Source organism: Streptomyces mirabilis (assembly GCF_039503195.1).
GTDB lineage: Bacteria > Actinomycetota > Actinomycetes > Streptomycetales > Streptomycetaceae > Streptomyces > Streptomyces mirabilis_D.
In genome coordinates this window covers 10,509,488-10,533,681 of record NZ_JBCJKP010000001.1, presented here as the reverse complement: position 1 = coordinate 10,533,681, position 24,194 = coordinate 10,509,488, and the positions used below count along the sequence as shown (strand labels likewise).

Sequence of the window (24,194 nt, the reverse complement as noted above, 5' to 3'; positions counted from 1 at the left end):
TCACCGGCCACGCGCATGTATGGGTGAGCGAATGCGTCACCATCTACGACGGTGCGCCTTCGTACGCGGTGACTGTCATGGGACTCGTCGGCCATCAGGTCGGGCACGAGACGCAGTACTTCGCCGCTCTTTTCGGCACGCCCGCGTGGCGGGCCGCGCTCGCGGAGCCGACGCCGGGGCGGACCATCGAGGAGGCCTGATCGGCCTCGTCCGGCAAGGCCGGGCTGTCGGATTCCGGCGATTGCCTGTGTTCGCCGGACACCTCCAGGGCATCAGGCGCGTTTGCCGTCGCCCGCGGTGTGCGTGGTACGGAAGCGTGCCCGGTAGGCCCCGGCGTGGTGTCCAGGTTGCGCGTGAAGGCGCGGCGCAGCGACTCCGGTGACCCGAAGCCGGTGCGCCGGGCCACCGTGGCCATGGGGTTGTCGCTTTCCTCCAGCATCGCCTGGGCGGCTTCCATGCGGACCTGCTCGACATAGCGGGCCGGGGTCATGGTCATATCGTCGTGGAACAGGCGCGTCATGTGGCGGGGGCTCACACCCGCCCGGCGTGCCATGGCAACCAGGGTGTGGGGGGCGGACGGGTCCCCGGCGACCGCGTCCAGGATCCGGCGCAGCATCTCCTGTCTCCCGTGCGGGGTGTGAGTACGGACACTGAACTGCGACTGGCCGCCCGGCCGCTGCATGAACACGACCATGTCCTTGGCCACGGCGCGGGCGACATCGGCGCCGAGGTGCTCTTCGACCAGGGCGAGCGAGAGGTCGATGCCCGAGCTGACGCCGGCCGAGGTCATGATGTGGCCGTCGCGCACGAACAGGGCGTCCATCTCCACGGTCACCTGCGGGTAGCGCAGAGCCAGCTGGTCGGCGAAGCGCCAGTGCGTGGTCGCCTTGCGTCCGTCGAGCAGGCCGGCCGCGGCGAGGAGGAACGCCCCGGTGCAGACGGACGCGGTGCGGCAACTGCGTGCGTCGAGCTCCCCTATGGCGTCCAGCAGGGCGTCGTCCTTGATGAGAGACGGCCACTCCGGGCCGCCGGGGATGATGACCACATCGCTGGCCCCGCGCACCTGCGCGGCCGCCAGGTCGACGCGCAGTCCGGTGCCGGATGCGGTGACCACGTCGGCGCCGTCCGAGGAGACCATATACACGCGGTACCGGCCGCCGAACTCGTTGGCCGTCGAGAACACCTCGATCGGACCGGTGACGTCGAGCAGCCGGACGCCCGGGAAGACCAGCACGGTCACCAGCAGCGGCTTCCTGCCTGTCGGCCTGTCCTTCATCGTGCGCCTCCCGAATGGGCTGGGACCCACAGTGAGGGACACCATCATCCGCCCGGGGACGTCGCCCGCGCCCGTGCTGAGCGCCGTCCGCGTCGCCGCGGGATGATGCTGCGTTCCTTTGTATGGGTCGAGGCGTCGAGTTTCGGCGCCTCACCCGCTTTCAGCGGTTGCCTGCAGTGGCGTCATGGCCACATATGCGGCCACAACACGCTCGGATGAGGGCATCAGCATCCGGCCGGCACGTCTCACGGGTCTGCTCGGTGCTCGATGTCCTGGTGCGAGGGCGTCATGGCGCGTGCTGTTCTGTGGCGGGAGCGGTGCTTCGACACGGCGTCGAGGCCGCCAACAGGCCGAAGTCTCCGTGGCGGCCGGTGAGAGCCAGCCACGCCCCCTGCCGGTCGCCCGGCGACGATCCCCTCGGCGCCTGCGTCACCGGCACCAGCGCGCTCGCCGCCCGTACCGGCTCGAAGCTGTTCGTCTGGACTGCCGTCGTCCTGTACGTCCTGCTCATCGCGGCCTGGGCGGTGGTCGCGTGGTACTCCCTGCGCCATGCCGTCCGGCAGCGTGCGCGCGCCCGAATGACAGGGCCCGTGCAACGCTCCGGATGACACTGAGACAGCGTGACCCCGCCCCTACGGCAGCGCCCCGGGCGCCGTCGAGGCCGTGCTCTGCGGGCGGGCCGTCTGCCCCGCACCGGCGGATCCGTGCGCGGTCGTGGGACGGGCCCGGAGCTTGGCGGCGACCATGGCGGCGAACACGACAGCCCAGAACACTGCGGCGATCCAGACCTCCCAGCGGCCCACGCTCGTCATCCACGAGGTAGTGGTCGCGCGTCCCAGCTCGTGCGTGGTGACCGCATACATGCCGACCGGGAAGACGAGGTTCCACCAGCCGAGCTCGTAGCGCAGAGGGATGCGGCCCAGCGTGTGCCGCCATACGCCCAGTGCCAGCAGGAGCGGGATCAGCCAGCTTGAGAACGCCCACAGGACGACGGACGCCCCGATGACGAGCGGACGCGACAAGATCGTGCTGCCGAGCGGGAGTGCGATCAGCCGGACTCCGGCGAGCACGGCGATCGCCGCCGCCCCCATGAAGATCCACACGGACGTCATGAGGCCTTCCGGCCGCACCGGTCGGGCCAGCAGCCGGGCCAGGACCAGTGCGGCGGTCAGCAGGTACTGCATCATGCCGACGGCCCAGCACACCACCGCCAACACGGCCAGTACGTGTCCCGGGGTCACCCGGGCCAGCGAGGACGCTGCGACCGCAACCGACTCCGATCCCACTGCCCACAGGAACCAGGTGCCGTTCACCTGGTCGAGCGAGGGGCCTCGCTTGAGGGTGGTGATGAGCGCGAGCGGGATGCCCTAGTGGCGTACGCCTGCTTCGCCGCGGCGACCGCAGCGTCGACCTCGTCGGTGCCGGCCATCGCAACCTGCGCGGTGACCTCTTCGGTCGCGGGGTCGGTGACGGGGCCCCAGGTGCCGGAGGCGCCTGAAGCGTCTCCGAACGGCTTGCCATTGATCCAGTGGCTGACGGTCTTCATCGGCGGAACTCCTTCAAGGATGACGGCGGCGGGCGGCGCGGTTCTTGTTCGGACGCCCCACCACGCCCGTGTGAGTAGGGCTGCTGACATCGAAGCTACCGAGCCGATTTGCACGTGCAGGCGCTGCGGAGCCTCCCGGCCCGAAGTGCCTCCCTCAGGTCCCGTACGGTTGTGGCGTGGTTCACCCGCCTGCCGAGCGCCGCCGTGTTCGCCACGTGTTCGAAAATGGCCTGGGGCGGGGCCGGCTTCTACGGCTGAGGCGCATCGCTCTGCCCGTTGACCGGTACTCAAAGGGCCGCTCAGGGCCGAATCTCCTCCGCCTCTGCGCACAGGGCATCACCCTCGGTGCCGAGCTTGCCCTTCGCGTATCGCTGCAAGGCGGGCCATTTGCTCGCCCATGCCGCGCGTCCCGGCCAGCGGCGTGCGGGCGTGCGGCCAGACCGTGTGGACCAGGGCCGTATGCCGCGCGCCACCGAGGGCGACGAAGGGGTCGAGGTGTACGACGTTGCGCTCGGTTGCCTGTTCCAGGAGAAGCCGGGCTGTTGTCGAACCGGCCGTGCCATGGGGTGTGTCGTACCCACCTGGCGTCGAGTCAGGTGGTGCCCGTGTTCGGGACTTCGAAGTCCGCGACGACCGCGTCTGGACCGCCTCGCCGTCTCCAGCAAGAACCATCGGCACTCGCTCCAACCCGCAGGTCGTCATCACGCCGCTGGTCGGCTGGTGGTGGCGAGAGGAGCGCCTATGTGGAAGGCGCCTTGTGGTCAGACCGGTACGGGCGTCTCAGCACCGGGTCCGTGAAGGCGAACTGACGGGTGTGGAGGGTCTGGTGTGCACCGGCCCGCAGTCGCCTTGACACACCGTTGACCACTTGTCGGTGATCCCGCCACTGGCTCTGCTCGGACGGTTGACCGGCAATGAACCGCAACACCCTGGGGGGCGACGCAGCACCGCGCTGTCCGTGTCAGGACCTACCCTGGGCGCATGATCAATGGTGGGCACATCATCGTCTACAGCCGTGATGCGGAAGCGGACCGGGTCTTCTTCAGGGATGTCCTGGAGTATCCGCATGTCGACGTGGGAGGTGGCTGGCTGATCTTCAAGCTTCCGCCGACCGAGATCGCCGTACATCCCACGGACGGCCCGGAGACACAGGAGCTCTATCTGATGTGCGACGACGTCGACGCGACCGTGCGGAGCCTGACCGCGAAGGGAGTGGAGTTCACGCAGCCCGTCACCGACGCGCGCTGGGGGCGGCTGACCAGGTTCCGTCTGCCGGGTGGCGGCGAGGTGGGCCTGTACGAGCCCCGCCACGAGCGGGCTACCGACCTGTGAGGCATCCCGGCACTCGGGATTCGTTCCCGACCTCACTCACGAGCAGGGGGCGCGGATCGACGCGACCGCCGTCGCACTCCTCGGTCAGGGGAACCACTTGGGGCGGCGAGCCTCTCGCCCGATGAGCAACGATCCGTAGGGGGAGGGGTCGCTGGCCGGCGGTGACGCTCATGTCCGGTACCAAGGAAATCTCGCGCTTCGCGCCGATCGCGACTGGAGCGGGGCAGCCTGCGTCGGATGCCCTGCCGATCGTCACTGCGGCTGGCGCAGTCCGGCGATGAGGAGGCCGACCAGTCGCCGTGCGTCGTAGCGCGGATCGCTGTCCGCACCGACGCAGAGGTTGCCCACACCTCGCATCAGCTCAAGGCCCTCGAGGCCGGAGCGGATCTCGCCGCGCCCTGCCGCGGCGTCGAGCAGTTGGTTGCACACGGGCACGAGCCGGTCGAGGAAGTAGGCGTGCAGCGTGTCGAAACCGGCGTTGTCGGGCTGCAGCACGGCAGCGAGACCGTGCTTGGTGACCAGGAAGTCGACGAACAGGTCGATCCACTGCCCCAGCGCGGCGTATGGACTGGCGCAGCTCGCCAGAAGAACCGGACCGGCCTCGGCGCAGGCGTCGACCTGGTGACGGTAGACCGCGATGATGAGGTCCGCCCGTGTCGGAAAGTGCCGGTAGATCGTGCCCATCCCGACACCGGCCTTGGCCGCGATGTCGCGCACCGGCGCCTCTACGCCCGAGGTGACGAAGACTGCGGCGGCCGCGTCCAGCAGGCTCTGTCGATTCCGCCGGGCATCCTTGCGCTGGGATCCCGCTGCACTTCCCGCGCCCTGACCGCTGTCGTTCACCGCGGCGATCCTTCCATGAGACTTGCGAAACGGAACAGTGCCTCGTATCTCCTACGGAGCAAAGTTCCGTTTTCGTGCATTGTGGCAGACCCGGGACCGGCACCCAAGCCGTCCGCCGTCGACAGGCTCCGCCCGGACGAAAGACGCGCACTCGCCGACCGGCCTGTGCGCCGGCCTGACCCCGTCCGCCGGTGAGCCAGTCGCTTCGCCGGCTCGCCGCGACACGAGTGAGGCGGGCTGCCGGTGAGCCCAGCCCGAAGATCACGGCACGTACCCTGACGCACATGGTCGAGCATCGAATGGTTGACGTGAACGGCGTTCGGCTGCACATCGCCGAACAAGGCGACGGCCCCTTGGTAGTCCTCCTGCACGGCTTCCCCGAGTCATGGCACTCCTGGCATCACCAGTTCGGCCCTCTGGCCGATGCGGGCTTCCGCGTGGTCGCCCCCGACCAGCGTGGCTACGGACGCAGCGACCATCCCGACGACGTCGACGCGTACACCATCCTCCACCTGGTCGGCGACGTCGTCGGACTGATCCACGCCCTGGGCGAGGAGAAGGCGTACGTCGTCGGGCACGACTGGGGCGCGCCGGTCGCCTGGCACACCGCGCTGCTGCGACCGGACATGGTGCTCGGGGTGGCGGGTCTGAGCGTGCCGCCCCCGTTCCGGGGGACGGAACCTCCGCTGGCCGCCATGGAGAAGAGGTTCGAAGGCCGCTTCTACTGGAACTACTTCAACCGCCCCGGTGTCGCCGACGCCGAGTTCGCCAAGGACACCCGCACCGCGTTGCGGAAGTTCTTCTATTCGGCCTCCGGCGACGCTCCGGGCGCCCACGAGGGCAGGCAGCCGCTGGTCGACCCCGAGCGGGGCTGGCTCGCGACCATGCCGGACCCCGAGGTACTGCCGGACTGGTTCACCGAGAACGATCTCGACGCGCTCACCGAGAGTTTCTCCAAAGGCTTCACCGGGGCCCTCAACTGGTACCGCAACGTCGACCGCAACTGGGAACTGACCGCTCCCTGGCACGGCGCCGTCGTCACCCGGCCCGCCCTGTACATCTACGGCGACCGCGACATGGTCCCGGCGTTCCCCGGCACTCCCGAACTCATCGAGCGCCTTCCCGACCTCATGCCCAACCTCTGGCGCAAGCCCCTCAAGCTGGCCGGCTGTGGACACTGGACTCAGCAGGAACGCCCGGACGAGGTGAGCGCGGCGCTCATCGAATTCCTCAGGGCCTGTGCCTGAGCCCGGCCTGAGCCCGGCCTGAGGTGGCTCTTGAGGTCCATGGTGCTGGTGGGATCCGTGACGGCGAACGGTGGTGCTACGTGGTGCTCTCGCGGCGCGTCGCGCCCGCCGTGGTGAGGAGAGCGGCAGTTTCGGGACGAGAGCCCTTGAGTGCCCACTCCAGTGGTGACCAGCCTGTGCCGTGATCTTCTCGGAGATGCGGATCGGCGCCGTGCGCCAGCAGTTCGCGCACTGTCTCGCCGTGCCCCCAGCATGCGGCCGCGCACAGAGGTGTGCCGTCCGCGCCGAGTCCGCTGCTCTCGGTGTCAGGGGAGGCCCCGGCCGCCAGGAGCACGCGGGCGATCTCGGCTTCCCCGTTCACGGATGCCTCGTAGAGAGGGGTGGTGCCCCCGCTGGCGGCTCGTTCCGGGTCGGCCCCAGCCCTCAGAACCGCCTTCACGCGGGCGGTGTCACGCACCAGAATCGCTTCGAAGAGACGGCGGGAGAGCTTCTTCTGCTGCCGCTGGTTCATGACGGCCGAGGTGAGCGACCGGGCGCGTGGCGGGGCCACTCATATCCACCCGTTGATGGCCGCGAGCAGCATGGTTGTCGCGTAGCGGACCGCGAGCTCGAAATTTCCCTTGGGAACGTGGCACGGGGCGCGGCAGGATGGTCGCGTCGCCAGCCGCACGAGGGGAACGGTGGATGAGGCGAAACCGGCTTGGGAAGAGCAAGGTGCAGGTCACGGAACTGGGCTTCGGTGGCGGACCACTCGGGGGACTCTTCGCTCCGCTGGACGACGAGACCGCCGCGGGAGCCCTTGAGGCAGCCTGGGACAGCGGGGTCCGCTACTTCGACACCTCTCCGCACTACGGCATCGGACACTCCGAGCGCCGCACCGGTGGGCTGTTGCGCGGAAAGCCGCGTGAGGAGGTGACGTTGTCGACGAAGGTCGGTCGGCTGCTGGTCCCGCAGGACCCGGCGGGCCGGATGGACGAGAGCTTCATGGTGCCCGCCACACATCGTCGCGTGTGGGACTTCACGCGGGACGGCATTCTGCGCAGCATGGAGGACTCGCTCGAGCGGATGGGCGTCGACCGTATCGACATGCTGTTCCTGCACGACGCGGAGCCCTCGACGAACTGCTGCCCGCCTGCACGGACCGGGGGGTCTCGGTACTCGCGGCATCGGTCTTCAACTCCGGGCTGCTCGCCACGGCGCGACCTGCCGAGGGTGCCACCTTCGATTACGCGCCCGCCGCGCCGCGGACGCTGGAGCGCGCGCATCGCATCGCCGATGTCTGCGACACACACGGTGTGACGCTCCCGGAGCTGGCCATGGCCTTTCCGCTCCGCCACCCCGCCGTCTCGGGCATCGTGGTCGGCATGCGCACCGCCGACGAAGTGCGCCGCAACATGGCGGCGTTCGGCCCGGAGATCCCGGCTCAGGTCTGGGACGATCTGCGAAGTGAAGGCCTCTTGGACGAGCGGGCACCAGTACACGTCTGACGATCACCGGAACCATGATGCGCCGACCAGTCCTCAGTCCCTGTCCGGCGTGTCTCCCTGGCCCGGCGGTTCGCGGCCGAGCGGCGTGACTTGACGCAGGGCTGAGGGCCCCATGCAGCCCATCGCGCCCGGAGCCGGAGCCGGATCGCCGTGACGGCTACGGTGCCCTGAAATTCGGGGATGCTGAGCTTGATCCGGCGTCGGCCGCCGGGGCGGCCGTCGTGGACGGAGGCTTGGGCCGCACGGGAATACGAAGATCATCACCCGGGTTGCCGCTCCCCTACGGCCCATACCCGAAAGGCCGTGACGATGAGGGAGCGTCGCATGCGGGCGGTCGGGTTCCGAGTCAACGGAGGCGTCGAGGTACTGGAGACGCTCGATCTGCCCGATCCGTGGCCGACTGCCGGCCAGGTCACTGTGCGGGCCGCCTTCGCGGGCGTCAATTTCGCGGAAATCCAGCACCGCCGGGGCGAGTTCGGCACTCCGGACCGGCCTGGTGGAGTGGACGTTCCCGGCCTGGAAGTGGCTGGGACTGTTGCCGCGCTCGGTGCGGGGGTGAGCGGGCTGGAGGTCGGTGAGCCCATTGCGGCGTACCTACCGGCTTTCGGCGGCTACGCCGAGGTGGTGACCGCGGACACACGGTTCGTCAGGTCTCGGCGCACCGGGGCGGGAGAGGCAGACCTGGCCCAGGCAGCGGGGCTGCCGTGCGTCTTTCCGACGGCCTTCGGTGTGCTCAAGGACGCCGGTCGGCTGAGGGAGGGAGAAGATGTGCTGATCCACTCCGCGGCGGAGGGTGTGGGCTCTGTGGCCGCGCAGCTGGCCCGGGAGCCGGGGGCCGCCCGGGTATACGGCACGGTCGGCTCGGTGGAGAAGATTCCGTATGCCGCCGAGTTGGGCTACGACGGAGTGTTTCTGCGTGAAGGCTTCGCGGAGCGGTTGGCCGCGGTGACCGGTGGCCGGGGCGTGGACCTGGTCCTCGATCCCGTCGGCGGGCCGATACGTGAGCAAAGCCTGACCGTGCTGGCGCCGTTCGGCCGCCTGGTGGCCTACGGAGACCTCGGTCGACACGAGCAGTGGACGGCCTCGGTGTGGGACTTGTGGAAGGGCAACCGGACCATCGCCGGGTTCAACATCGGCGACCTCGCTCGTCGGGCTCCCGAGCGGATAGGCGACCACCTCGGCGAAGCACTCCGGTTGCTCGCGGCGGAGTGGATCCGTCCCGGGGTGACGCGGACCCTGCCCCTGGCCGAGGCGGCGAAGGCACACCACCTCCTGGAAACCGGGACAGGACGAGGCAAAATCCTTGTCTCGCCCACCTGACCCCACGTCAACGTGCCCGACGGGGCGCCTCACTTCCAGGAACGATCGACGACCAGCGCCGACGCCGCTCGTACACCGTTCTCCACTTGCCGAAACGCACCGGCAGATCTCGCCACGCCCCCCGTGCGATGCCGGTGCGGGATCCCGTTGACGCATCTTCGATGGGGAGTCCGGTGCGAAAGGCGGTGGTGGTGTTCCCGGAGCGGGTGGCCGGGCTGCGGCAGCAGCACACCCGTCGCCCTCTACGTCACCGAGCACCCCCACCAGCACCAGCCCTGTGACACAGCTCAGCCAACGCCCCGCTCGTGGCCCTCCCAATACGGCTCCCGCAACTTGTACTTCTGGAGCTTGCCAGTCGTCGTACGCGCCAACTCCTCCCGGAACTCGACCGAAGTAGGCGCCTTGAAACCGGCAAGACGCTCCTTGCAGAACCGGATCAGCTCGTCCTGCGTCACCCGCGCGCCGGGAGCAAGAACCACCAGCGCCTTCACGGTCTCGCCCCACTTCTCGTCAGGCACCCCGATCACCGCGACCTCGGCCACCGCCGGATGGCTGAAGAGGACGTCCTCGACCTCGATCGACGACACGTTCTCCCCGCCCGTGATGATCACGTCCTTCTTGCGGTCACTGATCGTCAGATGGCCGTACTCGCCGATCGATCCCCCGTCCCCCGTGTGGAACCAGCCCCCGGACAACGCCCGCGCACTCTCCTCCGGCTGCTCCCAATACCCCTCCAGAACCACGTTCGAGCGCGCGAGAATCTCACCCTCGGCGTCCGTCCTGAGCGTCACGCCCAGCGCGGGAGCACCGGCGCGCACCAGCTTCTCCGCCCGCTCCGCAGCGGCGAGGCCGTCCCACTCGGCGCGGGCACGGTTGACGGTCAGCAGTGGCGAGGTCTCGGTCAGGCCGTAGATCTGAATGAACTCCCACCCCAGCTCCGACTCCACGCGCGCGACCGTCTGGGTCGGCGGCGGAGCGCCCGCGACGATGATCCGCACCCGATCACGGCCGGGGATCTCCCCCTGCCAGGACTCGGCGGCCGCCAGCACCGCCCCCACGACCGCGGGCGCCGCGCACATCACCGTCACCCCGTGCTCGGCCACCCGACGCAGGATCTCGGCCCCGTCCACCTTGCGCAGCACGATCTGTGGCACGCCCAGCGCCGACATCGCGAACGGCATGCCCCAGCCGTTGGCGTGGAACATCGGCAACGTGTGCAGATACACGTCCCGGTCCGTCACCCCGGCGTGCAACGCGAAGGTGATCGCGTTCACCCAGATGTTGCGATGGGTGATCTGCACCCCCTTGGGGCGGGCCGTCGTACCACTGGTGTAGTTGATGGTCGCGGTGGCGTTCTCGTCCGGCTCCCAGGCCTGCGGGGCAGTGCCGAAGCGGTACAGCTCGGCGTCGGCTGCGGCGCCGAGCGTGAAACGGTGCCTGCAGCTGACATCGGCCAGACGCTCCGTCAACTCCGGGTCGACAAGGAGCACATCGGCCCCCGAGTGACGGACGATGTAGCTCACCTCGTCCGCCGTCAGGCGGAAGTTGACCGGGACCAGCACCCGCCCGTAACCGCTGACACCGAAGAACGACGTCAGAAGCCGCGCGCTGTTCGGCGAGACCACCGCCACGCGAGCGCCCAGCGGCACACCCAGCGCATCCAGTCCGGCGGCCTGAGCCCGCGCCAGCTCCCCCACCCGCCCGTACGTCAGCCCCTCCCAGACCTCGGCCGGTTGGTCCGGCTCGTCCACCACACCCACCCGGTCGGCATACACGGTGACGGCACGGTCCAGAAAATCACGGACCCCGAACGGGACGATCATCACAGCCTCCGAAGGTTGAACGACACAGAGCCTCTATCCCGCCACGCCTCGCGTATCCCGACAAGCCGTCCGACACCCTGCGAACAACTCCGTACCACCCGACCGTGTCGGCCGAAGCGGCGACCACCGCGACGCCCCGAAACCGCCTCCGGTCCGGTCGTCGCGTACGGTGCGCGAACCGTCCTGCAGGGCCATGCTGACGGTACTCCGCGTGACGTGCCCGACCGCGCCGGCCGCGAACCCGATCCCGTCGGTCGCCAGTCGCCGAGGCCCCGCGACGGTGTTGTCGACGATCGTGGCGCTCGACCCTGCCGGCGAGCGGTGCCGGCGCCGCGCACGGTCCGGTCCCCGTTGTGATCCGCGGCTATCGTGCCGGCGTGACTGGTTCTCCGCAGCGTCCGCTGCTGTTTCTCGATGTCGACGGACCGCTCATCCCGTTCGGTGCGGCGCCCGGGCAGTATCCGGCCCATACCGGCTGCCTCGAACCGCTCGATGTCGATGCGAATCCGCTCCTGGCCCGACTCGATCCCGAGCACGGGCCTCGGCTGGCGGCGCTCGCGTGCGAGGTGGTCTGGGCCACGACATGGATGGCTGACGCGAACGAGTGCATCGCCCCGCGCATCGGTCTGCCGCAGCTGCCTGTGGTGGTCTGGCCGGAACCGTCCGACATCGATGATCAGGACGAGCGGAACGGACTGCACTGGAAGACCCGCACCCTTGTCGAATGGGCGGCGGGACGCCCGTTCGTCTGGGTCGACGACGAGATCACCGACTCCGATCGGGCGTGGGTCGCCGCTCACCATCCAGCGAACGCCCTGCTCCACCGGGTCGACCCCCGCCGTGGTCTGACTGATCACGACTATGCGGTGATCGGGTCCTGGCTGAGGCGGTTGTTCTGACTCCCCCGTCGAGCAGGTGAGGTAGCCGTCGGCCCATCGCCGGGCCCCACCTCGGTATGGGCCCGTCCAGCCTGTGGCATGGTCCGATTCGCGCGGCAGAACCGCGGATCACCGATGGTCGTCCTTCAAGTACGGATCCCATTCCGCCCCGTTGGCACCTGACGCGAGCCGAGCGATGGGCAACCGCGCCGCATCCGTGCCCTGTTGGTCGGATCACCGGGAAGCCGGGGCGGGCCCACCCCGCGGTCTCCTCCCCGTACGTGACCCGCATCACGCGCCGGAAGTGCATAGCGAGGTGCTCACCAACGTCTTTCTCCAGGTGTACGAAGCTGGCAAGTGCGGGGACGGTGCGGATGGAACGGGCTCAGGCCGAGAGTTTCGACGGGTTCGTTGCGGCCCGTTGGTCGGCGTTGTTCCACCTCGCCCGTCTGCTCTGCGGAGGTGACCGGCACCGTGCCGAGGACCTGCTCCAGGAAGCCCTGGTCAAGCTCTGGTTCGTCTGGCCGAAGGTCGCGGACGAGGCGCCCGAGGCGTACGTACGCAAGGTCCTGGCCCGCGCGGCCGCCCGTTCCGCCCGTCGGCGGTGGTGGGGTGAGCGGCCCGTGGAGCAGCTGCCCGACCTGGCACAGACGGGGGACGAGTCCGCCGCCGTGGTGGAGCGGACGCGGCTGGAAGCGGCCCTCGCCGAGCTGCCGCCCCGGCAGCGGGCCGCCGTCGTGCTGCGTTACTACCAGGACCTGCCCGAGAAACAGGTCGCGGAGGTTCTGGGATGCCCGCTGGGCACCGCCCGGTCCCACGCGTCACGCGGTGTGGCGCGACTGCGTCAGATCCTGGCCGATGTCATCGAGCCGGTGGGGTGAAGGGAAGCATGGATCACTTCGAGCGGGAGTTGGCGCGGATGATGCGCGACACCCAGGAGTACACCCCTTTTGAGCCCGCACAGCAGGACCGGCTCAGGACGGGAGTACTCGTCCGCCGCCGGGTCCGCGCGGCGCAGAAGGCCGTGGGCTCCGTGCTGGTGGCCGCCGGGCTCGGCGTAGGCCTGGTCCTGCTGCCACACGCGCCGGACCGCGACCAGCCCCAGGCCCCCGTGCCGCGGCCCTCGACCGGCTCCTCCTCCGCGACCATCACGCCGTCTGCGACCCAACCCCCCAGCACCAGCCCTACCGGGTCGGTCCCCACCACGCCCACGGCACCGATCACGACACAGAGTGCGACAGAGAGTTCGAACTCGGTCGGCACCGCGCCCTCCGGGACCGCGCCTGCCGGTCCGCCGGCCACCGTCCCGGCCACGCCGAGCGGAAGCGTCACGCCGTCGTCCCCGCCGACGACGACAGACGAGCCCTCGTCCTTCGTCAGCGCGACCGGCACCGGGTAGCCGCCGAGCGCACGGCCGGCCGTCCCGGCCGCTCCCCCACTGAATTTCCGCGCCGCCCCTTGTCCCTGCTCCGCCCCGGCGTTACTCCCCGATCGCAGCTCCGCCGTGAGCGCCTTCGGTATGCCCTTCGACAGCACAGAAACCTGGACGAACCATGACCAAGACCGCACGGTCCGCCCCGATGAACCTCGCGACGGGACTGCCCATGGACCGACTGCCGCTCCGCCTGCCGCTGCCGGCGAACCACCCGGAACCCGTACTGGACGTGGTCGTCCCCGTGTTCAACGAGGAGAGGGATCTGGAGCCGAGCGTGCGGCGGCTGCACGCGCATCTGCGGGAGACGTTCCCGTACCCGTTCCGCATCACCGTCGCCGACAACGCCAGCACCGACGACACTCCGCGGATCGCGGCCCGGCTGGCCGCCGAACTGCCGGAGGCCGAGTGGATACGGCTGGCCGAGAAGGGGCGTGGCCGTGCCCTGCGCGTCGCCTGGTCTCGCTCGCGGGCTCCGGTACTGGCCTACCTGGACGTGGACCTGTCCACCGAACTGAACGCGCTGCTCCCGCTGGTCGCCCCGCTGATCTCCGGACACTCCGACATAGCCATCGGCACCCGTCTGGCCCGTGGCTCCCGGGTGATACGCGGTCCCAAACGGGAGATCATCTCCCGTTGCTACAACGTCCTGCTGCGATCCATTCTCGCCGTCGGCTTCTCCGACGCGCAGTGCGGCTTCAAAGCGGTCCGGCGCGACGTCGCCGAGCGGCTGCTGCCCCTGGTGGAGGACTCGGAGTGGTTCTTCGACACCGAACTGCTGGTGATCGCCGAGCGGGCCGGGCTACGCATCCACGAGGTGCCCGTCGACTGGGTGGACGACCCCGACAGCCGCGTCGATCTGGTCTCGACGGCCATGGCCGACCTGCGCGGCATCGCCAGGATCGGCAGGGCGCTCGCCCGTGGCACGCTCCCTACGGCGGGGCTGCGGCGTGCCACCGAAGGTGATCCACCGGGCCCACTGGCCGCCCAGTTGCTGCGCTTCGGCGCCGTCGGCGTGGTGAGCACCGTCGGGTACGTCCTCCTCTACTCGGCCCTGCGCCCGGTGGCGGGGCCCCAGAGCGCCAACGCGTGGGCGCTGCTGATCTGCGCCGTCGCGAACACCGCCGCGAACCGACGGCTCACCTTCGGGCTGCGCGGGCGGGGCGGAGCGCTGCGGCAGCAGGCCAAGGGTCTGGTGGTCTTCGGCCTCGGTCTGGCGCTCACCAGCGGCTCGCTCGCCGCGCTGCACCGCTGGGCACCGGGGCCCGCGCGGCCCACGGAAGTCGCGGTGCTCGTCATCGCCAACCTGGTCGCGACGCTGCTGCGCTTCCTGCTCCTGCGGGCCTGGGTGTTCACCGCCGCCCTCCGCGGCAACGGAACAGGAGCCGAGCCCCGATGAACGACCCGCACCTCGCGAACGCTCCGTCGTACGAGGGCAACGGGCTCCACGCCGAAGGCCGTTCGCCCGCCACGGAACCGCCGTACACCACCGGTGTGCCCCCGGCCCCGTCTCCCTCCCCCACCTCCCTCACCTCGACCGCCCACCAGCGGTGGGCGCGCCTGTGCCGGGCGGCCGAGCAGCACGGTCCGGTGCTCGCGCTGTACGGTGCGCTGAAGCTCATCGGCTTCTGCGTCTTCATGTACCTGCTGGACTCCTCCGGGGACTTCCGCAAGAAGGACCCCCGCTTCGGCGGCGGCGCCCACGCCTGGGACGTCCTGGCCACCTGGGACGGCTGGTGGTACCAGCAGATCGCCGCGCACGGCTACCACCCCGCGCTCGTCCCGGTACCCGGGGCGGGCGGCCTGATCACCATCGAGGGCAACTCGGCTGCGTTCTTCCCGCTGTACCCCGCCCTGATGCGACTGGTCTCCTCCTGCACCGGCCTGGGTCTGTTCGGTGCCGGCCTGCTGGTCTCGGTCGCCGCCTCGTTCGTCGCCGCCCTGGCGATCCACGCCGTCACCGCACGGATCGGCGGACGGCGGGCCGGGCTCGCCGCAGCCGGCCTCTGGGCCGTGTGGCCGGGATCCGGCATGGAGTGGTCGGGCTACTCGGAGTCTCTCTACGTCGCCCTCGCAGCCTGGGCCTGCTACGCCGTCATGCGCCACCACTGGATCACCGCCGGCATCCTGACCTGTGCCACGGGTCTCACTCGTCCGACGGCCACCGCGCTGATCGCGGCGCTCACCGTCGCGGCGCTGCTGGCCGTACATCGGCAACGGCGGGAGGTCCGCCGCTGGGGAGACGCTCCCGGCCCGGACGGGAAGAGGCGTCGAATCAAGGCGCTGCGCCCACTGGTCGCCGTGGCGATCGCCCCCCTCGGCCTGTTCGGCTACCTCGGCTGGGTGGGATACCGGATGGGCGACTACAGCGGGTACTTCAAGCTCCAGGAAGGCGCCTGGGCCCACACGTTCGACTACGGCAAGCACACCCTCGACGTGTTCACGTCCCTCCCGGTGGGTCACTTCGACTACCTCTTCGCCTACCCCTACGAAGACCTCATCGGCGTAGGCACGGTCCTGCTGGCCCTGATCGTCCTGCCTTTGCTGTTCCGGCTCCGCCCGCCGGCGGTCCTCGTCGTCCACACCCTCCTGACGATCGCGCTCGTTCTGGGAAGCCAGCAGATCTTCGGAAACATCTCCCGCTACCTTCTCCCGGCCTTCCCCCTGTTCATCCCGTGCGCCGTCGCCCTGCGGCGGCTCAGTACGCCGGTGCTGTGCACCGTCCTCGGAATCGCCGCGCTCGCCTCCGGCTCTTACGCGGGGTACGCCCTGTTCGAACTCGGCGTTCCATAACCACCATCGATGTTCAGCGATCGCGATCCCTCGGTACCGGTACCGGTTCCGGTGGCGCGAGCGCGGTGCGGCGGTCGTACAGGAAGTCGTACGGGTACTCCCGGCGGACCCGGGTGGCGGCGTCGAGCCGTTCGAGCTGCTTGCCGTCGAGCCGTACGGCGAGTGCGCCGAGGTTGTCGTGCACCTGGGCGAGGGTGCGGGTGCCGAGCACCGGCAGGAGCCCTTGGCCCAGCACCCAGGCGAGGGCGACCCGCACGGGCGTCAGACCGGTCTCGGCCGCGATCCCCGTGACGGCGTCCAGGGCCTGTCGGCGGGAGGCGGGGAGCCGGGACGGAGGGCGCTTGCCGGTGAGCGGGCCGCGCGCGAGGGGGCTCCACGCGGTCACGGTGAGTCCGAGCGACCGTGTCATGGGCAGGAGTTCGCGGTCCGGCGACCGCGCGGCGAGGGAGTACTCGATCCGCAGGACGCAGTAGGCACTCCAGCCGCGGAGTTCGGCGATTGACGCTGCGGGGCAGGCTCTTGCGGTGGCTGCCGCCGGAGTTCGGGACGTTCCTGTCGGTCGGCGGGGTGAACTCCCTACCGAGGACGACCGCGTCGCGTTCGGCCGCCACGAGACGACCGACGATTCGTTCGCTCGCCCCGTCGTTGTAGACGTCGGCGGTGTCGAGGAAGGTGCCGCCCGCCTCGCGGAAGGCGGCGTAGATCTCCTGGCAGGTCGCTGCCTCGGCCCCGAATCCCCATTCGGTGCCGACCGTCATGGTGCCCAGGCACAGTTCGCTGACGCGCAGGCCGGACCGGCCGAGCAGGCGCGACCGCATGGAGTCAGGCATCGTCTCGACCACCCAGTTGGCGAACCGGCGCAGGGGATACATCGCGTCGTGCGGATTGCCGATGCTGCCGCTGAGGGCGCTGCCCAGTCTCACGACGCGCTGGACGCCCGCGCCGGCCAACCGGTCGCGCAGCTCGGCCTTGCGGTGCGCCGGGTGCACGCCCACGGTCCGGGTGGCCACGGTGGCGTGGGCGGCGGCGTCGAGCAGCGAGTCGACGGACACGACGTCGACCGTCTTGTGCGTGGGATGGAAATCGACCGGTTCGGGTGAGCGGACGACCAGCCCGCGCCCGTCGTAGTCGCCCCAGACCCGGTACTCCGGTCGGTACGGCTGTTCCTGCGGAGCCTGGCTCCGGGACGCTGGACCCCGCGCTCCCACCGGACTCGTGTGCGTCACGACTACGGGATGGGCGCCAAGGGCGAGACTCCGCCGAACGGTGGCTGTCCGCCCGCGCCGGATCGGTCCACCACCGTCCGCGAAACTCATCGACCTGCGGACGGCATGCTGACGGGACTGACCGGTGACGCCGCCCCAGAGCCGTCCCCGCCTCGCCTGCGGGATCAGCGCTCCGTACGCACCGGATGCTTGCTCATGATCGAGACCCGGTTGAACGCGTTGATGGTGATCGCCACCCAGATCACCGCGGAGATCTGGTCGTCGGTGAGGACGTCACGGGCGTCCGCCCAGGCGGTTTCCTGCGCGGCGGCGGCGTCGGTCGGCTCGGTCGTCGCCTCCGCCAGCGCGAGGGCCGCGCGTTCCGCGGGAGTGAACAGCTCGGTGTCCCGCCAGGCGGCCAGCACGCCGAGCCGCTGCGCCGTCTCGCCCGCACGCAGGGCGGCCCGGGTGTGCACGTTGAGGCAGTAGGCGCAGCCGTTGATCTGCGACACCCGGAGGTTGATCAGCTCCACCACGGCCCGGTCGAGCCCCGCGTCGGCGGCAGTCGCGCGCACCGCTTCCGACGTCTGGACCAGTGCGTGGTAGGCCTTCGGGCTCTGCTTGTCGATGAAGATCCGCTGCGTCGCGGTTCCTGTCGCGTGGCTGCTCAACCCCGGACTCCGTCCTACTATGCTGCGAGTATCATTGTTGAATCTGAAACTATCATGGTGACGGAAGGCGGTCCCCGGTGAGCGATGTCGACGTTCTCTCTCCACGTGACGTACCCCTGGGCGGCCCGCGCGCGATGACCGTGCGGCGCACGCTGCCGCAGCGCGCGCGGACCCTGATCGGAGCATGGTGCTTCGCCGACCACTACGGTCCCGACGACATCGCCGGGACGGGCGGCATGGACGTCGCCCCGCATCCGCACACCGGACTGCAGACGGTGAGCTGGCTGTTCAGCGGGGAGATCGAGCACCGCGACAGCCTCGGCAGCCACGCGTACGTACGGCCCGGCGAGCTGAACCTCATGACGGGCGGGCACGGCATCAGCCACTCGGAGGTGTCCACCCCGGGCACCACGGTCCTGCACGGCGTCCAGCTGTGGGTGGCGCTGCCCGAGGAGCACCGGCACGCGGAGCGGGACTTCCAGCACTACGTCCCCGTCCCCCTGCGGATCCACGGGGCCGAGATCAGGGTCTTCCTGGGCTCCCTCGCCGGTCAGGAGTCCCCGGTGCGCACCTTCACACCCCTGCTCGGCGCCGAGGTCGTCCTCGAGCCGCGTGCGGCGGTCACGCTCGCCGTGAACCCCGACTTCGAGCACGGGCTGCTCGTCGACCACGGAGACGTCCGGATGGCCGACACCCTGCTGCGTCCGGCGGAGCTGGGCTATGCCCAGGCCGGAACCGCAACTCTGACGTTGGTGAACGAGTCGGACGACCCGGCTCGCACCGTACTGCTCGGCGGAACCCCGTTCGAGGAGGAGATCGTCATGTGGTGGAACTTCATCGGCCGTAGCCATGAGGACATCGTCCGCGCCCGGGAGGACTGGGCGAACGCCTCCGATCGCTTCGGCGCCGTCGAGGGGTACCCGGGGGACCGCCTTCCCGCTCCCGTTCTTCCGCACGCCACCATCTCGCCGCGCGGCAACCCGCCGCGTCGCCGACCCGCATCCGAAAGGCACCTCATGACCGAGTCGTCTCCCGCCGCTCCGACCGTCGAGCGGAACGACGCCAGGCATCGCTACGAAATCCTGGTCGACGGCAAGCGCGCCGGCCTCACCGCCTACCGCGACCGCGGTGAACAGCGCGTCTTCTTCCACACGGAAGTCGACGACGCCTTCGCCGGGCAGGGCCTGGCCGCGCGGTTGGTCGAGTACGCGCTCACCGACGTGCGCGCCCTCGGTATGCGGATAGTGCCCGTGTGCCCCTACGTCGCGAAGTTCCTGAAGAAGCACGACGAGTTCGCCGACATCACCGACCCCGTGACCCCCGAGGTCCAGGCGTGGCTGGACACGCAACTGGGCTGACCCACACCCTCTGCCACCGCTCCCCGGCCGAGCCGCCGGCGCGCGGGCGCCGGCGTGAGGCCGGGGGCGGAAGCCGGGCCGGAGGGTGAGCCACGGGTTGTCGTCGGGGTCGCGGTGGGGGGCCAACCCGGGGAAGTCGCCGCTGTGGAGAGCCAGCCGTAGCCGGCACGACCGGGGCGCAGCCGGTATCCGACGTGGCCACATCCGGCTCGTCGTCCAGAACCCGTACGCCTCCCTCGACCTGCGCCAGACCGTCGGCGACGGTTTTGTAGTGACCTCGCCGAAGTATCCGTGTGCTTGTCCGCCCTTCCGACACCGCACTACCTTGCCGGTGTGGATCTCTTCTCACTCTCGTGGACAGCGCCGCGCCCGGCGGTGGCCGAGCTCCCGGACGAGGGTTTCACCCACTCGGACGACGTCGGCTCCGCCACCGGTCGGCCGCCGAACTCGCCGACCCGGGCCTCCGGGTCAGCACCCGCGACGAGGTCCTCACCGCGGGCGACTACCTCTCCGCGTACGTCCTGGAGTGGACTCTGCACCACCTAGACCTGGTCGCACGCCTCCCCGGCATGGCGGGACCGCCCGCGGAGGGACGTGCCCGGTCACGCGAGACGCTGGAGAAGATCGCCCACTGGGCTGACATGGACGCGCGCGCCTGACCCGAGCGCATGGCACAGGGCATCTCGTGGTGAGGCCCTACCCTCCGAGCCGTTCGGCGTCGGCGGCTGCCGCGACGGTTCAGCCTGTGGGCATGCCGACACGTGCGTCCTCGATGGTCCCCCGCAGCCGGGCGAGGGTGGTCCCCAGCTGTTGGAGTGACCGTGCGGTCAACGGGTCGGCGAGCCAATTGCGCAACTCGTTCTCGAAGGTCGGCGTGGCGGCGTCCAGGAGTTGTCGGCCCGCGTCCGTCAGAGCCAACAGCGATGAGCGGCGGTTCTGCGGGTTGGGACGGCGGCTCACCCACCCCGCGGCCTCGAGTCGATCGACCCCTTTGCTGGTCGCACCCACGGTGATGGCGACCTCGTGGGCGAGGTCGTTCACCCGGCAGTCCTCACGGCCACCGATGATCCGTAGGAACTCGAACTGGCTGGCGGTCAGGCCGTGCTCGGCCCGCAGCCGCTCGCCGAGAACGTTGTAGAGCCTCGTCTCGTACCGGACGAGGTCAGCGAACACCTGTGCGTGATCGGTCACATGCCACTCCATCTTCTCAAGAAGTATCTTCTTTGGAATATAGTTGGGCTCCTGCCCAGCGGGCCATGATCCCGCACTCGTCTCGATACGGAGGACAGCATGAGCAAGGAACAGCGCGCGACCGTCGACGCCCTGCTGCGATCGGCGGCGTTCGATGCCAGTCGCACGCCCGAGGAACTGCGCGCGGCTTTCGCTGCGATGATGGCCGGTAGTCCATCGCCGATCGGGGTCACCCTCACCCCGAGTGCCCTCGGTGGCCGCCCGGCACTGGAGATCGAGCCGGAGGACGGGGCGACCGGCGGGACGATCCTCTACTTCCATGGTGGATCCTGGGTGTTCGGCTCGCCTGCCACGGCCCAGCACATCACCGCGGCGCTCGTGCGACGTACGGGTGCCCGGGCTGTCTCGCTCGACTACCGGCTCGCGCCGGAGCATCCGTTCCCGGCCGCGATCGACGACGGCGTCGCGGCCTACCGCGACCTGCTCGAGCAAGGCGTGCCGGCCGAGCGGATCATGCTGGCCGGGGACTCGGCCGGCGGCGGTCTGAGCATCGTGACCGCGCTCGCCGCGCGTGACGCCGGTCTGCCGCGGCCGGCCGGGGTGGTCGCGTTCTCGCCGGGGCTGGACGCGACCCGCGGCGGCGAGAGCATGACGACCAAGGACGGGATCGACCCGCTGTTCACCCGCCAGTCGCTGATGCGTCTGGGCGCCCACTACCTGGCGGGCCAGGACCCGCGGCAGCCGCTGCTGAGCCCCGCGGTGCACGCCGACCTCACCGGGTTGCCGCCGCTACTGCTGCAGGCCGGGTCGAACGAGGTGCTGCTCGACGACTCGACCCGACTGGCGACCCGCGCGGCCGCAGCCGGTGTCGACGTGATCCTCGACGTCACCGCCGACGTGCCACACGTCTTCCAGTCGTTCACCGGCTCGCTCGACGAGGCGGACGCGGCACTGGACCGGGCCGGTCGCTTCATGCTCGACCGGCTGGCGACCGCCCCAGCCACGCTCTGACGGCCGCGCTCTCGGCCACCGGGGGGTCGGTTCGGCCAACTCCCCTGGATGGCCTACTCGGGCAGTGGGCGGTCGTCGACGACGTGCTTCATGACAAGGGTGGAGGTCAGGCGCTGGACCCCCGGCAGGGTGGCCAGCCGCTGGTCGTACAACTGCTGGAAGGCGGACAGGTCGGCGGTGGCGACGCGCAGAAGGTAGTCGGGCTCGCCGAACAGACGCTGGGCCTGGATCACGTGCGGGACGGCGGCCACGGCCTCCTCGAACGCGGAGACGGTGTCACGGTCCTCCCAGCCCAGGGTGACGAAGACCAGGGCTTCGAAGTCGAGACCGACGGCGGCCGGGTCGACGACCGCGCGGTAGCCGCGAATCGCGCCCTCGCGTTCGAGGTCCCGCAGGCGGCGATGGCAGGGCGAGATGCTCAGCTTCACGCGGGCGGCCAGCTCGGTCACCGTCAGACGGCCATCCAGCTGCAGCTCGGTAAGAATCTTCCGGTCCACGGCATCCATGAGAAAGATTCTCCCCCATCAGACGCGATCATGGAGCAAAGACAGAAACATTTGCGGGCAATATGCACCTAATCTTCCCTCTCAGGGCAAGGAACGTGAGAGGGAAAGATCGATGGACACGACGACGGTGGCGGCTTTCCTGGCGGTGGATCTGCTGCTGGTGTTCACCCCGGGCGCGGACTGGGCCTACGCGATCACGGCGGGGCTGCGCGATCGCTCCGTCGTCCCGGCGGTCGCCGGGCTGATAGCCGGATACGCGGGATACACGGCCCTCGCCGTGGCCGGCCTGGTGGTGATCGTGGCGAAGGCGGCCACCGTTCTCACCGCACTGACCGTCGCGGGGGCCACCTACCTGATGTGGCTGGGCTGGGGTGTCCTGTCGCGCCCGTCGGTGCCGGGCGCGTCCCCGAAGGCCATGCCCTCCTCGCGTCGGCAGATCATGCTCAAGGGAGCCGGGATCAGCGGCCTGAACCCGAAGGCGCTGCTTCTGTACTTCTCGCTGTTCCCACAGTTCATCCACCCCGGGGCGGGCTGGCCGGTCGCCGCGCAGACCGGGCTGCTCGGCGCGCTCCACATGACCGCCTGCGTCGTGGTCTACCTCGCCGTCGGCGTGCTGGCCCGCACCGTGCTGAAGACCCGGCCTTCGGCGGCCCGGGCAGTCACCCGCGCCTCCGGTGCCATGATGCTCGTCATCGGAGGGTTCCTGCTGGTGGAACGCCTGGCCGGCTGACGGACCCGTCCGAACCCGTTCAACACCATGATGTCCGCCGAAGGAGAGCACATGGAAGAGCAGGCGCAGCGCGAACAGGCGAGCCCCGAGGTGCAGGCCCGCATCCGGACGAGTTTCGACCGGCAGGGGCTGATGGGCCTCCTCGGGGCACGGATCACACGGATCGCGCCGGGCCGTGTGCACATCGTCCTCCCGAGCCGGCCCGAAGTGACGCGGCAGCACGGCTACTTCCACGCCGGCGCCACCAGCGCGATCGCGGACACCTCGGGCGGCTACGCGGCGTTCACGCTCTTCCCGGAGAACACCGACGTACTCACGGTCGAGTACAAGATCAATCTCCTGGCACCTGCCGTCGGCGACCACATCGAGGCGGTCGGAACGGTCCTGAAGTCCGGACGCACTCTGACCGTGTGCCAGTTGGAGGTGTTCGGGGTCCAGGACGGCCGGCGGTCGCTCGTCGCCAACGGCCAGCAGACGCTGATCCGCGTGAACAGGCCCGAGCAGTGAGCCCGCAGCCGCTGCCGTCCTGGGTGACCTGGCAGCAAAGGCCGTTTCCCGACGCCAACCTTCTGCTGCTCCACGGAAGCCGACCGGCCCTGGTCGACAGCGGATTCGTCGGCCACGCCGAGGACACCGCCGCCTGGGCCCTCGCCCACGCCGGAGACGTCGGCCTGGTCGTGAACACCCATTGGCACGCCGACCACGTCGGTGGCAATGCCCTCCTGCAGGCGGGCGGCGCCGGCATCGCGGCCGGTGCCCCGGAGGCGGACGCCGTCGCCCGCCGGGACCCGGGCTGCTGCGCCGCGGAATACCTCGACCAGCCCGTAGTCCGTACAGCATCGACATGGCGCTCGACGACGGTCAGGTCCTCCGCCTCGGTGAAGCCGACTGGGAAGTGGTCCGCACCCCCGGACACACGCCCGGGCACCTCGCGCTGTGGCAGCCGGAAGAGCGGCTCCTCGTGGTCGAGGACGCGCTGTCGGACTACGACGTCGGCTGGGTGAACCTGGCCCTCGACGGGCCCGACGCCGCCGCCACCGCTCTCGCCTCCCTGAAGCGGATGGCCGACCTCGCCCCGCGCGTGCTGCTCCCCTCGCACGGGCCGATCCCCGCCGCCCCCGGTGCGGCCTTCGTCACCGCGCTGCGCCGCGCGCGACGTCTCGTCGACGACCCCGACGGAGCCATCTGGTACGGGGCCCGGCGGGTCTCCGCCTTCGCCCTCATGATCCGCGGAGGGATCGCCACCGACGAGGTCGAGCCGTACCTGCTCTCGCGGGCCTGGCTGACCGACGCCGCGCGCCTTCTGGGCCTCACGCCCGAAGCGCTCGCCGCCGAGCTCATCGCTCTCATGCTCCGCAGCGGCGCCGTCGTTCTTCGGGACGGGCGCCTGCACGCCGCCGCCGACCACACCCCGGTCGAGGCGGAGACGCTGCGCGTGCCGTACCCGCGTGTGTGGCCGACGCCGGAGCCGCGCTGGCCCCCGGCCGACCGCGTCACGTCGACCGAGTCGACCGCTGCCTGAACCGGGCCTCTCGACCGTCGCCG

General features: G+C 70.1%; 23 protein-coding genes and 6 pseudogenes. 16 read left to right on the top strand and 13 right to left on the bottom strand.

Going from position 1 to position 24,194, the window contains the following annotated elements; all coding sequences use genetic code 11:
- Positions 1-94: 94 nt before the first annotated feature.
- Positions 95-1,276, bottom strand: coding sequence for a GlxA family transcriptional regulator (locus AAFF41_RS48060; RefSeq protein WP_343326064.1), 1,182 nt, complete (start codon positions 1,274-1,276; stop codon positions 95-97).
- A 371-nt stretch (positions 1,277-1,647) separates the two neighbouring features.
- Between AAFF41_RS48060 and AAFF41_RS48055 the strand changes: the two genes are divergently transcribed.
- Positions 1,648-1,884 (top strand): hypothetical protein, encoded by a 237-nt coding sequence (locus tag AAFF41_RS48055; protein WP_319752717.1) that lies wholly within the window; start codon positions 1,648-1,650, stop codon positions 1,882-1,884.
- 24 nt (positions 1,885-1,908) lie between these two features.
- Here AAFF41_RS48055 and AAFF41_RS48050 read toward each other — a convergent pair whose 3' ends face one another.
- Complete coding sequence (locus AAFF41_RS48050; protein ID WP_319752718.1) at positions 1,909-2,589, bottom strand: tellurite resistance/C4-dicarboxylate transporter family protein; 681 nt, start codon at positions 2,587-2,589, stop codon at positions 1,909-1,911.
- Between the two features lie 62 nt (positions 2,590-2,651).
- A pseudogene (locus AAFF41_RS48045) lies at positions 2,652-2,822 on the bottom strand (methylmalonate-semialdehyde dehydrogenase (CoA acylating)); the annotation flags it as partial.
- A gap of 981 nt (positions 2,823-3,803) precedes the next feature.
- Here AAFF41_RS48045 and AAFF41_RS48040 point away from each other — a divergent pair.
- Positions 3,804-4,154, top strand: a complete 351-nt coding sequence (locus tag AAFF41_RS48040; protein ID WP_095850307.1) for a VOC family protein — start codon at positions 3,804-3,806, stop codon at positions 4,152-4,154.
- A 252-nt stretch (positions 4,155-4,406) separates the two neighbouring features.
- Here AAFF41_RS48040 and AAFF41_RS48035 read toward each other — a convergent pair whose 3' ends face one another.
- A complete protein-coding gene (locus AAFF41_RS48035; RefSeq protein WP_097288280.1) occupies positions 4,407-4,997 on the bottom strand; it encodes a TetR/AcrR family transcriptional regulator in 591 nt (196 codons plus the stop codon).
- Positions 4,998-5,281: 284 nt separating this feature from the next.
- Here AAFF41_RS48035 and AAFF41_RS48030 point away from each other — a divergent pair, with 284 nt between their 5' ends.
- Entirely contained in the window at positions 5,282-6,244 is a 963-nt protein-coding gene (locus tag AAFF41_RS48030; protein WP_343326063.1) for an alpha/beta fold hydrolase, read from the top strand.
- Positions 6,245-6,320: 76 nt separating this feature from the next.
- Here the strand turns inward: AAFF41_RS48030 and AAFF41_RS48025 are convergent, their stop codons facing one another.
- A complete protein-coding gene (locus AAFF41_RS48025) occupies positions 6,321-6,755 on the bottom strand; it encodes an ankyrin repeat domain-containing protein (RefSeq protein WP_319752720.1) in 435 nt (144 codons plus the stop codon).
- 137 nt (positions 6,756-6,892) lie between these two features.
- Here AAFF41_RS48025 and AAFF41_RS52005 point away from each other — a divergent pair.
- The 3 genes and pseudogenes from AAFF41_RS52005 to AAFF41_RS48015 all read left to right on the top strand — a co-directional run.
- Positions 6,893-7,306: pseudogene (locus tag AAFF41_RS52005) on the top strand (aldo/keto reductase); the annotation flags it as partial.
- Positions 7,255-7,731: an aldo/keto reductase gene (locus tag AAFF41_RS52000; RefSeq protein WP_425526214.1), complete on the top strand. Its 477-nt coding sequence runs from the start codon at positions 7,255-7,257 to the stop codon at positions 7,729-7,731. The pseudogene AAFF41_RS52005 and the gene AAFF41_RS52000, both read left to right, overlap by 52 nt.
- 324 nt (positions 7,732-8,055) lie before the next feature.
- A complete protein-coding gene (locus tag AAFF41_RS48015) occupies positions 8,056-9,051 on the top strand; it encodes a quinone oxidoreductase family protein (RefSeq protein WP_343326062.1) in 996 nt (331 codons plus the stop codon).
- Positions 9,052-9,097: 46 nt separating this feature from the next.
- Here the strand turns inward: AAFF41_RS48015 and AAFF41_RS48010 are convergent.
- Positions 9,098-9,215, bottom strand: a pseudogene (locus AAFF41_RS48010) (transposase); the annotation flags it as partial.
- A gap of 123 nt (positions 9,216-9,338) precedes the next feature.
- Positions 9,339-10,874, bottom strand: a complete 1,536-nt coding sequence (locus AAFF41_RS48005; protein ID WP_319752722.1) for an AMP-binding protein — start codon at positions 10,872-10,874, stop codon at positions 9,339-9,341.
- Positions 10,875-11,251: 377 nt separating this feature from the next.
- Between AAFF41_RS48005 and AAFF41_RS48000 the strand changes: the two genes are divergently transcribed.
- Entirely contained in the window at positions 11,252-11,773 is a 522-nt protein-coding gene (locus AAFF41_RS48000; RefSeq protein ID WP_319752744.1) for an HAD domain-containing protein, read from the top strand.
- A 353-nt stretch (positions 11,774-12,126) separates the two neighbouring features.
- Complete coding sequence (locus tag AAFF41_RS47995) at positions 12,127-12,633, top strand: SigE family RNA polymerase sigma factor (protein ID WP_343326061.1); 507 nt, start codon at positions 12,127-12,129, stop codon at positions 12,631-12,633.
- A 13-nt stretch (positions 12,634-12,646) separates the two neighbouring features.
- Here the strand turns inward: AAFF41_RS47995 and AAFF41_RS47990 are convergent, their stop codons facing one another.
- Entirely contained in the window at positions 12,647-13,321 is a 675-nt protein-coding gene (locus tag AAFF41_RS47990; protein ID WP_343326060.1) for a hypothetical protein, read from the bottom strand.
- Between the two features lie 35 nt (positions 13,322-13,356).
- Between AAFF41_RS47990 and AAFF41_RS47985 the strand changes: the two genes are divergently transcribed.
- Positions 13,357-14,583, top strand: a complete 1,227-nt coding sequence (locus tag AAFF41_RS47985; protein ID WP_319752745.1) for a bifunctional glycosyltransferase family 2/GtrA family protein — start codon at positions 13,357-13,359, stop codon at positions 14,581-14,583.
- Positions 14,580-15,977, top strand: coding sequence for a hypothetical protein (locus tag AAFF41_RS47980; RefSeq protein WP_343326059.1), 1,398 nt, complete (start codon positions 14,580-14,582; stop codon positions 15,975-15,977). Before AAFF41_RS47985 ends, AAFF41_RS47980 begins: the two co-directional genes overlap by 4 nt.
- Positions 15,978-15,990: 13 nt before the next feature.
- Here the strand turns inward: AAFF41_RS47980 and AAFF41_RS47975 are convergent, their stop codons facing one another.
- From AAFF41_RS47975 to AAFF41_RS47965, 3 genes and pseudogenes are all read right to left on the bottom strand, one after another.
- Positions 15,991-16,476 carry an aldo/keto reductase gene (locus AAFF41_RS47975; protein WP_319752746.1) on the bottom strand — a complete coding sequence of 162 codons (486 nt, stop codon included), beginning with the start codon at positions 16,474-16,476 and terminating at the stop codon, positions 15,991-15,993.
- A 69-nt stretch (positions 16,477-16,545) separates the two neighbouring features.
- Positions 16,546-17,293 (bottom strand): annotated as a pseudogene (locus AAFF41_RS51995) (aldo/keto reductase); the annotation flags it as partial.
- A 74-nt stretch (positions 17,294-17,367) separates the two neighbouring features.
- Entirely contained in the window at positions 17,368-17,853 is a 486-nt protein-coding gene (locus AAFF41_RS47965; RefSeq protein WP_343326058.1) for a carboxymuconolactone decarboxylase family protein, read from the bottom strand.
- 77 nt (positions 17,854-17,930) lie between these two features.
- Here AAFF41_RS47965 and AAFF41_RS47960 point away from each other — a divergent pair, with 77 nt between their 5' ends.
- Together AAFF41_RS47960 and AAFF41_RS47955 are read left to right on the top strand one after the other, a co-directional pair.
- A complete protein-coding gene (locus AAFF41_RS47960) occupies positions 17,931-19,211 on the top strand; it encodes a bifunctional pirin family protein/GNAT family N-acetyltransferase (RefSeq protein WP_319752727.1) in 1,281 nt (426 codons plus the stop codon).
- 405 nt (positions 19,212-19,616) lie between these two features.
- Positions 19,617-19,840, top strand: a pseudogene (locus AAFF41_RS47955) (maleylpyruvate isomerase N-terminal domain-containing protein); the annotation flags it as partial.
- Between the two features lie 109 nt (positions 19,841-19,949).
- On the opposite strand, the gene AAFF41_RS47950 reads toward AAFF41_RS47955, so the two are convergent.
- A complete protein-coding gene (locus tag AAFF41_RS47950; RefSeq protein WP_343326057.1) occupies positions 19,950-20,402 on the bottom strand; it encodes a MarR family winged helix-turn-helix transcriptional regulator in 453 nt (150 codons plus the stop codon).
- A 99-nt stretch (positions 20,403-20,501) separates the two neighbouring features.
- Between AAFF41_RS47950 and AAFF41_RS47945 the strand changes: the two genes are divergently transcribed.
- Positions 20,502-21,413, top strand: a complete 912-nt coding sequence (locus AAFF41_RS47945; RefSeq protein WP_319752729.1) for an alpha/beta hydrolase — start codon at positions 20,502-20,504, stop codon at positions 21,411-21,413.
- Between the two features lie 53 nt (positions 21,414-21,466).
- Here the strand turns inward: AAFF41_RS47945 and AAFF41_RS47940 are convergent, their stop codons facing one another.
- Complete coding sequence (locus AAFF41_RS47940) at positions 21,467-21,919, bottom strand: Lrp/AsnC family transcriptional regulator (RefSeq protein WP_319752730.1); 453 nt, start codon at positions 21,917-21,919, stop codon at positions 21,467-21,469.
- Between the two features lie 112 nt (positions 21,920-22,031).
- On the opposite strand from AAFF41_RS47940, the gene AAFF41_RS47935 reads away from it, so the two are divergent.
- From AAFF41_RS47935 to AAFF41_RS51990, 3 genes and pseudogenes are all read left to right on the top strand, one after another.
- A complete protein-coding gene (locus tag AAFF41_RS47935) occupies positions 22,032-22,649 on the top strand; it encodes a LysE family translocator (RefSeq protein WP_343326056.1) in 618 nt (205 codons plus the stop codon).
- A 51-nt stretch (positions 22,650-22,700) separates the two neighbouring features.
- Positions 22,701-23,156, top strand: a complete 456-nt coding sequence (locus AAFF41_RS47930; RefSeq protein WP_343326055.1) for a PaaI family thioesterase — start codon at positions 22,701-22,703, stop codon at positions 23,154-23,156.
- Positions 23,060-24,171: pseudogene (locus AAFF41_RS51990) on the top strand (MBL fold metallo-hydrolase). The gene AAFF41_RS47930 and the pseudogene AAFF41_RS51990 overlap by 97 nt, the downstream one beginning before the upstream one ends.
- Positions 24,172-24,194: the final 23 nt, after the last annotated feature.